This is a genomic window from Luteimonas suaedae (assembly GCF_008312895.1).
GTDB classification, from domain to species: Bacteria; Pseudomonadota; Gammaproteobacteria; order Xanthomonadales; family Xanthomonadaceae; genus Luteimonas; species Luteimonas suaedae.
Genome location: NZ_VSSP01000027.1, coordinates 1 through 9,328 on the forward strand (window position 1 = coordinate 1; position 9,328 = coordinate 9,328).

9 protein-coding genes and 3 pseudogenes are annotated in these 9,328 nt (G+C 64.6%); 10 read left to right on the forward strand and 2 right to left on the reverse strand.

Annotated elements, in window-relative coordinates:
• Nucleotides 1–114: 114 nt before the first annotated feature.
• Nucleotides 115–2,934 (forward strand): GEVED domain-containing protein, encoded by a 2,820-nt coding sequence (locus FXO19_RS18800; RefSeq protein ID WP_187775860.1) that lies wholly within the window; start codon nt 115–117, stop codon nt 2,932–2,934.
• Between the two features lie 73 nt (nt 2,935–3,007).
• A complete protein-coding gene (locus FXO19_RS18805) occupies nt 3,008–6,124 on the forward strand; it encodes a DUF11 domain-containing protein (protein ID WP_149196653.1) in 3,117 nt (1,038 codons plus the stop codon).
• Nucleotides 6,125–6,163: 39 nt separating this feature from the next.
• Here FXO19_RS18805 and FXO19_RS18810 read toward each other — a convergent pair whose 3' ends face one another.
• Both FXO19_RS18810 and FXO19_RS18815 read right to left on the reverse strand, forming a co-directional pair.
• Nucleotides 6,164–6,454 carry a type II toxin-antitoxin system RelE/ParE family toxin gene (locus FXO19_RS18810; RefSeq protein WP_149196654.1) on the reverse strand — a complete coding sequence of 97 codons (291 nt, stop codon included), beginning with the start codon at nt 6,452–6,454 and terminating at the stop codon, nt 6,164–6,166.
• On the reverse strand, nt 6,451–6,729 hold the full coding sequence (locus FXO19_RS18815; RefSeq protein ID WP_149196655.1) for an antitoxin of toxin-antitoxin stability system: 279 nt from the start codon (nt 6,727–6,729) through the stop codon (nt 6,451–6,453). Before FXO19_RS18815 ends, FXO19_RS18810 begins: the two co-directional genes overlap by 4 nt.
• A gap of 146 nt (nt 6,730–6,875) precedes the next feature.
• On the opposite strand from FXO19_RS18815, the gene FXO19_RS19355 reads away from it, so the two are divergent.
• The 8 genes and pseudogenes from FXO19_RS19355 to FXO19_RS19885 all read left to right on the forward strand — a co-directional run.
• Nucleotides 6,876–7,028 carry a hypothetical protein gene (locus tag FXO19_RS19355; RefSeq protein ID WP_187775861.1) on the forward strand — a complete coding sequence of 51 codons (153 nt, stop codon included), beginning with the start codon at nt 6,876–6,878 and terminating at the stop codon, nt 7,026–7,028.
• A 249-nt stretch (nt 7,029–7,277) separates the two neighbouring features.
• Nucleotides 7,278–7,556 (forward strand): CopG family ribbon-helix-helix protein, encoded by a 279-nt coding sequence (locus FXO19_RS18820; protein ID WP_187775862.1) that lies wholly within the window; start codon nt 7,278–7,280, stop codon nt 7,554–7,556.
• Between the two features lie 17 nt (nt 7,557–7,573).
• Nucleotides 7,574–7,828, forward strand: a pseudogene (locus tag FXO19_RS18825) (type II toxin-antitoxin system RelE/ParE family toxin); the annotation flags it as partial.
• Nucleotides 7,829–7,969: 141 nt separating this feature from the next.
• Nucleotides 7,970–8,235, forward strand: a pseudogene (locus FXO19_RS19880) (BrnT family toxin).
• Nucleotides 8,207–8,485, forward strand: coding sequence for a BrnA antitoxin family protein (locus tag FXO19_RS18835; protein ID WP_255516500.1), 279 nt, complete (start codon nt 8,207–8,209; stop codon nt 8,483–8,485). Before FXO19_RS19880 ends, FXO19_RS18835 begins: the two are co-directional and overlap by 29 nt.
• Before the next feature lie 29 nt (nt 8,486–8,514).
• Nucleotides 8,515–8,679: an addiction module protein gene (locus FXO19_RS18840; RefSeq protein ID WP_317133794.1), complete on the forward strand. Its 165-nt coding sequence runs from the start codon at nt 8,515–8,517 to the stop codon at nt 8,677–8,679.
• Nucleotides 8,680–8,689: 10 nt separating this feature from the next.
• Nucleotides 8,690–8,847: pseudogene (locus tag FXO19_RS18845) on the forward strand (IS4 family transposase); the annotation flags it as partial.
• Nucleotides 8,848–9,203: 356 nt separating this feature from the next.
• Nucleotides 9,204–9,328 (forward strand): XAC0095 family protein (locus FXO19_RS19885; RefSeq protein WP_425481499.1); only part of this gene is annotated, 125 nt, incomplete at its 3' end.

Sequence of the window (9,328 nt, forward strand, 5' to 3'; positions counted from 1 at the left end):
ACCGACTTCGACTACGACCACAAGGGCTGGTTCGTCAACTTTGTGGGGAGCTATTGATGATGATGTCCATTTTCCTTCCGGGAAATGCCGTTGCCACGTATTGAAGAAACGAGCATGAAAGCAACAAACCGCCTGAATCCCCACCGAGCAACTGTGCATGCCCCGTGCGGCAGGCGGCATGTCGTCGCAATCCTGCTGATGGGGCTTGCAGTACTGCTCGGGATCGCGCCGGCGTTCGCGGACGAGTTCTATTTCACGCGGACGCGTGCGCTGGGTGGCGGCCCGGACAATGGCGAAACCGGCCTGTTCCGATGGAACGATGCCACGAACGCGCAAAGCCAGATCGGTGGCGATGGCACCCCTCTTCGCCATCCCATCAATGGGCGGATGACGGTGGACGCTATCGCGACTGACCTGGCGGGCACGCTCTACGGCTTTGCCATCGACGATATCTCGACGGCGGGTACTTTCCTGCCCTGGAGTACCGAGTTTGCCGACCAATGTACTACCACCCAGCGTTCCACGCTGGTTTCCATCAACACCGCGACCGCCGAGATCGAATATGTCGGTACCTCCTGGCTCTCCGGACGCCAGATCACCGGCGCAGCCTTTGACGGGCAGGGGCGTCTATGGGCCTACGATTGCGTCTCGGCCAGTGTCCTTCAGGTAAGCCCGGCGACCGGCGGCATCATCGGCGCTCCTGTTCCGGTCAACCTGGTGGGACTGGCGGGGTATGACTTCGACCTGGATTTCGCCGCCAACGGTACCGGAATCATCGGCTATGGCGGCCTGCAGTTCCGTGCTTTCGATCCGGATACCGGTTGGGTTGCGGATGTTCCGACCAATTCCCAGAACAACGGTTTCGACGGCACTTTCCAGCCGCCTTACATGGTGCCGGGCGTTGCCTTCACCAATCACCTCTCCGCGCGCAACGGAAGTCCGCAGGCCGAGGCCTGCCGATTGAACATCGGGGAGATTCGCGGGACCGATGAACTGGGCCACGTCAACGATCCGTTCTTTGCCAACCCGTCGATCGCCCACAAGGACGTCGACAAGTACAACCCGCCGAATGTGACGAACCACAATGCGGGCCCTGGCGACCTGGCACGCGTGGGCGGCCCGGCGCTGCCTGACGACTGCTTCTACGACTGGGGCGATGCGCCGAACAGCTACGCCACGCTCCTCGCCGGCAACGGAGCCCGGCACACGATCGTCGCCGACAGTCCATATCTCGGTGCCAGCCTGCCGGACTTCGAGATCGACGGCCAGCCGAATGCGGGTGCCACCGGTGACGACAGCATCGGCACCGGCGACGAGGACGGCGCCGTCGTTCCGGCGCTATCGGTCGGTGCGACCGTGCAGATCGAGGTCGCGGCGGGCAATGTCGGACCGGGTACGCTGCTGCAGGGCTGGATCGACTGGGCCGGCGACGGCAGCTTCGCCCAGGCGGGCGACCAGGTGCTCGTCGATACGGCCGTGGTGTCCGGCATCAATACCTTCGATATCGCCGTGCCGGCCACGGCGACGGTCGGGACAACCTATGCGCGATTCCGCATCGCCAATCAGGCTGGTCTCGGCTTTGTCGGCCTGGCCGGCTCGGGCGAAGTGGAGGACCATCAGGTGGAAGTGACGGCCGGGGAGACCGATCTCGCCATCACCAAGGACGATGGCCAGACGGCTTATACGCCCGGCGGCACGGTCGTCTACGAGATCGTCGCGACCAACAATGGCCCGGTGGCCGTGCTGGGCGCCCAGATCAACGACCCGCTGCCGAACGGCATCAGCGATGCAAGCTGGACCTGCGCGGACGACGGCGGCGGCAGCGCCTGCGGCGCTGCGAACGGCACGGGCGCGATCGCCACCACGGCGGACCTGCCGGCGGGCGCCTCGGTCACCTACACGCTGACCATGACGATCCCGAGCGGCTTCGGCGGAGACCTCGTCAACACGGCTACGGTGGACCCGCCGGCCGGCATGACCGACGCCGACCCCGCCAACAACACGGCCAGCGACACCAACACCGAGTTCACGTCTCCGCCCGGACCCGACCCGAGCGTGTGCAACATCGCTGACAACGGCTCCTTCGAATCGCCGAACATCCAGACCGATCCGGAAGGCCCGGGCGACAACACGCAAATCGTGAACGGCTACGCGGTCTGGCGGACAACGACCAATCCGATCAGCGGTTGGGAAACCGCCGCCGGAACCATCGACATCCTGCGCCATTTCAACAATGCCAGTAACGGACTGCAAAGCATCGATCTCTGGGGCACGGCGCCGGCAACAATACGGCAAACATTCACCGGCCTCGTCCCGGGAGCGCAGTACACCTTTTCGGTGGACTATTCCGGCCTGTCGGCGGCGAATTCGATTGCCGTCGTCCAACTGGGCAATGGCGTCGGGGCGGCACCCGTCACCCTTGCGACGCTCCAACCGGCTGCCGATGCGGTCAGCAACGGGAATACTGGCATACCTGATACGCCATCGTTTTCGGTGACCTGGAGTACCTATCGGCATACCTTCATCGCGGCGGGTACGGAAGCGACGGTCCAGTTCGTCAACAACACCGCTCCGGCAACCGCCAATACCGGGCTTTTCGTAGACAACTTTTCCTTTGCCGGCGATCCTTGCGCCAACCTGGGAATCGTAAAAACCGTCACGCCGGAGGAGGTGAGGTCGGGCGAAGCGGTGGTCTATACGCTGCAAGTCACCAACGACGGCCCGGATCCCGCGGATGGGGCACGGGTGACCGACCCCGGCGTGCCGGACAGCCTGGAGTGCACCGCGCTGACGTGCGCGGCCGACGCCGGCGCGGTGTGCCCCGGCGCGCCGACGCCGGCGCAGCTGGCGACCGGATTGGAGATCCCGACCTTCCCCGTTGGTGGCGCGGTCACCCTGGAGCTGACCTGCACGGTGACCGCGACGGGATTGTGAGCGGGCGGATTATGAAAACGAGAGGGAGCACTTGCCGGAGCAGGGATGCAGGCCTCACGCGAGGCGTGAGCAAGTGCGGAAACTGGAAATGAAACGCACAGCAAGGACGACGATGTCCTTGCAGGGGATTGACGCAGCAATGAGCATGAAAGTAGCGAGCCGCCCGAGCCATCGCCGCGCAACGACGGGTGCCCAATGCGGCAGGCGGAATGTCATTGCGATCCTGCTGGTGGGATTGGCGGTGCTGCTCGGCATCGGGCCGGCGTTCGCGGACGAGTTCTATTTCTCGCGCACGCGCACGCCCAACGATGCGGAACGGGGCGGAACGGGCCTGTTCCTGTGGAACGACACGGCCGGTACGCAAAGCCAGATCGGCGGCGACGGTACCTACATGCGTCACGTCACCGATGGGCCGATACCGGTCGATGGCCTAGCGACCGATCTGTCGGGCAATCTCTTCGGCTTCGCGATCGACGATGCGTCCACGGCGGGCTTCATTCCCTGGGATCCCGGCACCTCTTGCTCGGCGAACCACCGCTCGAGGCTGGTTTCGATCGACACCGGCACCGCCGAGATCGCCTACGTAGGCGCATCCTGGTTGAGCGGGCGCCATCTTTCGGGTGCCGCCTTCGACGGCCAGGGCCGCCTGTGGGCGCTGGATTGCATTGCGGCCGAGGTAATCGAGATCAACCCGGCGACGGGCTCGATCGTCGGCACTCCGATCGCGATCGGCGCGGCCCCGAGCATCGCGATGGACATCGACTTCGCCGCCAACGGATTGGGAATCATCGGTTACGGCGGCCTGGAGTTCTATGTCGTCAACACGAGCACGGGCACGGTGGCCAACGTTCCCATCTCGGCCGTGAACAATGGCTTCGACGGGGTATTGACCCCTCCCTACGCGATCGTCGGCACGGCCTTCACGAACCATCTCTCCGCCCGCAACGGCAGCCTGCAGGCGGACAGCTGCCGGTTGAATCTCGTGGAGAATCGCGGCCTCGACGAACTGGGACATGCCAACGATCCGTTCTTTGCCAATCCGGTGATCGCCCACAAGGAGTTCGACCAGTACGACCCGCCGAACAGGGCGACGGGTTTCTACAACGGCGGCCCCGGCGACATTGCGCGCGTCGGCGGCCCGGCGTTGGCGAACTGCTTCTACGACTGGGGCGACGCGCCGGGCAGCTACGCCACCCTGCTCGCCGCCGACGGCGCCCGGCACGCGATCGTCGCCGGCAGCCCGTATCTCGGCGCCGACCTGCCGGACTTCGAGGTCGACGGCCAGCCGAACGTGGGCGCCACCGGCGACGACAGCGCCGGCACCGACGACGAGGACGGCGTGACCGTCCCGGCGCTTCCGGTCGGCGCGACCGTGCAGATCGAGGTCATGGCCGGCAACGTCGCCCCGGGCACGCTGCTGCAGGGCTGGATCGACTGGGCCGGCGACGGCAGCTTCGCCCAGGCGGGCGACCAGGTGCTCGTCGATACGGCCGTGGCGACCGGCACCAATACCTTCGATATCGCCGTGCCGGCCACGGCGACCGTCGGCACGACCTACGCGCGCTTCCGCATCGCCAATCAGGCCGGCCTGGGGTTCGACGGCCTGGCCGATTCGGGCGAGGTGGAGGACTACCAGGTGCAAGTAGCGGCCGGGCAGGCCGACCTCGCCATCACCAAGGACGACGGCAGCGACACCTACAGGCCGGGTCTCGACGTCGCTTACACCATCGTCGTGAGCAACAACGGTCCCAGCGCGGTGATTGGCGCCCAGGTCAGCGATCCGCTGCCGCCCGGCATCAGCACCGGAAGCTGGACTTGCGGCGATACTACCGGGGGCGGCGTCTGTGGCGCAGCGAGCGGCACCGGTGCGATCGATACCACCGCCGACCTGCCGGTCGGCGCTTCCGTCACCTACATCCTGAGCCTCGCGATACCGAGCACCTACACCTCCGACCTGGTCAATACCGCGACGGTGGCGCCGCCCGATGGCATGACCGACGCCAACCTCGACAACAACCAGGCCACCGACACCGACACGATGGAGGAACCGCCGGTGTCCGGCGCGTGCGCGCCGCGCCTCGTCACGCCTGCGCTTTCGTTCACGATGGCGCCGTTCCCCGCGACGGGCACCACGGACAGGTCACCCGCCACCGGGTGGAATCCCGGCAACCCCTGGTCCAAGAATGGCGGGGATTACGTGATCCGCTGGAACTTCTCGCAGCCGATCCCGGGCGAATGGTTCCGGTTCGCCATCGGCGACGTCGCCGACGTCTCCGTCGGCGCGACGTTCACCATCACCCTGGGCGGCGGCAGCACCGCCACGGTGGGCCAGCTGGAGGTTGTTTCGGGCCACTTCACCCACAACGGATCCGGTGTCCTCCGCCGCGGTCCCGCGACGGGTACCCAGGTGAACGGCCTCTTCGGGTTCAATACGACCGGTACGATCACGTCCCTCACGATCACGACCAGCGGCGTGCCGAGCGCGGACTACATCGTCAACAGGCTTCTCGTCCGCCCGCCCTGCATGACGGTGTCGAAGGTCAGCGAAGGCGGCACGGGCAGCTTCACCATCGACATGACCAATGTGGTGGAGGCGGACGGCACCGCCGTTCCCAGCGTCACGCTGACGACGACGACGCCGGACACGCCCGTATCCACGCCCGAGAACTACTCGCCGAGCCCGGGCTCGGCCATGACCCTGAGTGAAGTCGTGCCGGCGGGCTGGAATCTCGAATCGGCCACCTGCACCGACGAGAACGCAGGCAATACCGGTAACCCGACGGTGATCGGCAGCTTCGTCTCGCCCACGCTCACCGTTCCGGCCGAGAACGTCCGACCGGAGGCGGACATCCGCTGCCTCTTCACCAACGCCGCGCAGCCCGCGGCCGATCTCTCCATCGTGAAAACCGTGGCCCCGCAGGACGTGGCGCCGGGCGACGAGGTGGTCTACACGATCGAGGTGACCAACAATGGCCCGGAAGCCGCGGACGAGGCGATCGTGACCGATCCCGGTGTGCAGGACAGCCTGGAGTGCACGGCACTGGCATGTTCGGCAGCGGGAGGCGCGGCCTGTCCCGCGGCTTCGACGCCGGCGCAGCTGGCGGCGGGCCTGGTGATCCCCACCTTCCCCAACGGCGGCACCGTCACCCTGGAGCTGACCTGCACGGTGACCGCGACCGGCACCCCTTGAGGCGCGTAGGCGGAATCGCCGCAAGGCGATTCCGCCCACTCAATCCATCACTGGGGGCCACTGGCGCGCTGTATGGACCAGCGCCAGCACCCATACGGCGTTCTCGTCGATCACGATCTCGTACACCAGGCGGTAGCTCTCATGCGGAATCAACTCGCGGGTGCCGAGGATCCTGCCGGCATGCCCGAGCATTGGAAACTCGGCCAGCTTCGCGGCGGCCTCACTGAAAAGCAGATCCATCCGCGCAGCGGCCGACGGGTTGTCGGCCGCGATATGGTTCCAGATCTCGTCGCGGTCTTGCTCGGCCTGCGGCGTCCAGTGCACTCTCACCCCTGGTCCGCCGCCTTGGCGCGCCGTGCGGCGAACTTGGCTTCAACCTTGTCGTTGGATCGGCCACGACCCGCACGCATCGAAGTCCGAGCCGCTTCGACCTTGTGCTGCAGGAACTCGTCGTACTCGCGCATCTGACGCTGGCGCTGGACGAACTCGCGCATCAGTTCCCGCACCACCTGTGAGGCGGGACGATGCGCCGCTTCGGCTTCGGCCAGGAACTGGTCCCGCAGCTCGGGTTCCAGCTTCATCGTGAACACAGCTTGCTTCGACATGGGCGACCTCACGGGTCCTTGCGGTGATGACATAGTATATACGTCATCACTACTTGGCTCCAACGCCGTCCGGCCTGTTCGAGGCCTTCTCCATTTCGATTCGAAAAGCGGTGAAGCCGCGCAGCCTGCGTTCGTAGGAGCGCGTCATGCGCGCGATGCCTCCGAACCACGCCGCGCCGCACATCCTGCAATCCCGCATCGCCGCTCCTTCCATCGCGGCGACTGCATTCCCCGACGTTCCTGCTGCCGGTGCGTCTTACCACGCCGGTATCGCGCGCATGGCGCGCTCCTACGGATGAGGACAGCCGATGGGCATTCCCGGAACCGAGTCCCGCTTTGGCCGGAGTCCCGCGAAGCCGCGCGGCATGCCAGGCGCTGTACACCACGACGATCTCCGCGAGGCTTCATGGCGTACGGCTGCTGCCGGGCGGTTAAGGGGGCACAGTGTCGCGATCCATATGGCCGATACGGTTCGGCATGGGCAGCTGGACAGGCGAGGACTATAGTTAGTAGCGAAGGGTATTACCTGGCCGTTAGAGGAGCTACTCATGGCGTTGGCGACCTCGATCAAGCTCGATGATGCACTGAAGAGCCGGGTTCAGCATCTCGCCGAATCCCGCCGCCGGTCGGCGCACTGGATCATGCGCGAGGCCATCGCGCAGTACGTCGAGCGCGAGGAAAAGCGCGAGGCGTTCAAGCAGGATGCATTGCGTGCATGGGAGGAATATCGACGCACCGGCCTGCATCTGACGCTGGAAGAAGCCGATGCGTGGTTGGCGAAGCTGGAAGCAGGTGAAGATGAGGAGCCGCCTTCGTGCCACACCTGATCTGAACGCCGCCGGCACTCGCGGACATTCAACCGCTCTACCGCTTCCTCGCCCTGAACGATCCCGACGCGGCTCGCCGTGTAGTGAAGAAGATCCGCACAGGGGTCAGGATCCTGGCGCACCAGCCGCGGATCGGGAGGCCGGTCGAAGAGATGGCCATCGAATTTCGAGAATGGCTGATCGGCTTCGGAAACAGCGGCTACGTCGCCCTGTACCGGCTCGATGGCGTCAGCATCCTGGCTGTCCGGCACCAGAAAGAGGCGGGGGATTAGGTATGCCGGCCCGCATCGTGATTGACCCGAACATCGCACACGCGAGGCAGGTCAAGCGGCGGGCAATGGATGGAAGGCGAGTCAGGCCCCGGGTAAAAGATCACAGTTGACCTGTATGCATATTTTATGCATACTCGCGACATGGAGATCGAGTTCGACCCGGACAAGGCACAGTCCAACCTTCGCAAGCACCGCGTCAGCTTTGCTCATGCGGAGCAATGTCTCCGCGACGAACATGCCATTACTGCCGCAGATCCGGATTCTGAAGGAGAGCAGCGTTCGTGACACTCGGCATGGACGCGTTGGGCAGAATTCTCGTGGTCGTTCACACCCCGCGCGGCAATCGGATCAGGATCATCTCCGCGCGCAAAGCAAGTCCTGGCGAGGCGGAGCACTACTATGCGTAAAGAATACGATTTCAGTCGCGGCAAGCGCGGCGCCGTCGTTCCTTCTCCTGGAAAGACGCGCATCACCATCATGCTCGACAACGAGGTACTTGAGTATTTTCGTCGGCATGCGGATTCTCTAGGGACCGGCTACCAAACCATGATCAACGCTGCGCTCAAGGACGCAGTAGAGCGCGCCAAGAGCGGCGAAGAGCCGCTTACGGTTGCCAAGTTGCGTGAGGTGTTGCGTCAAGAGTTGCACGCCGCTTGAGCACGTGTCGGCGCGACGCCCGGGCTCTTTTGGCAGATCGTCTGGTTGAGAGTCTTGACCGGCTTACGGGTCCTGACGTTCGCGATGCATGGGCGGCTGAAGCATTCCGGCGACTCGAAGAAGTACGCTCGGGCAGGGTCAAGACTATTCCTGCCAGTGAGGTTTCAGCTCACGTGCGCACCTTGCTCAAGTAATGCGCCTTGAGTTTCATCCCGAAGCTCGACGCGGAAACTGGGCTCGACGCTGCGCGTGGGCCGCGGGGCCAAAGTCGGTGCTGGCCGATGGAGCCTGTCTCCAGATGGCTCGATCGTCTGCGATCACTGCCGCCTGCAACGCTCGATCAGATGGTGCTGCAGGCATGAAAACGTGGGGATACCTTGAGTGCGGGTTCGCTTACGAATAGCGGGGTGAAATTACGTTCCGCGACACCCTTGACGTGGGGTTTGAGCCGTAGCAGACTCGATTCCAAGGAGCGTAGAAACTCCTCAGACAGCGGTCCCCACCTCCGACAAACCGGTGGGTTTTTTGTGCCCGTGCTGCTGCGGGCATGAACCGACGCGATGCCTGCGTCGGGAGGGCGGCTAATACAAGACCCTTTGGGGAAATACGCCCGCCGTCTGTCTGCGGTTTCTAACCTCCCGACTTCCCGTCCGCCATTCGGTGGGCGGGCACTTCATGGATTGAGGAGGCGACAATGTCGAAGTATGAATCCGAGGAGATGAAATCGAAGGGCTATTTTCTGCCGGAGGACAGCCAGTTCCGGCTGAAGAAGCTGCACGACCACATGATGTTCCTGTCGCAGCTGGCACAGCCGCGTACGCACGACGAGGACGAGACGGGCTG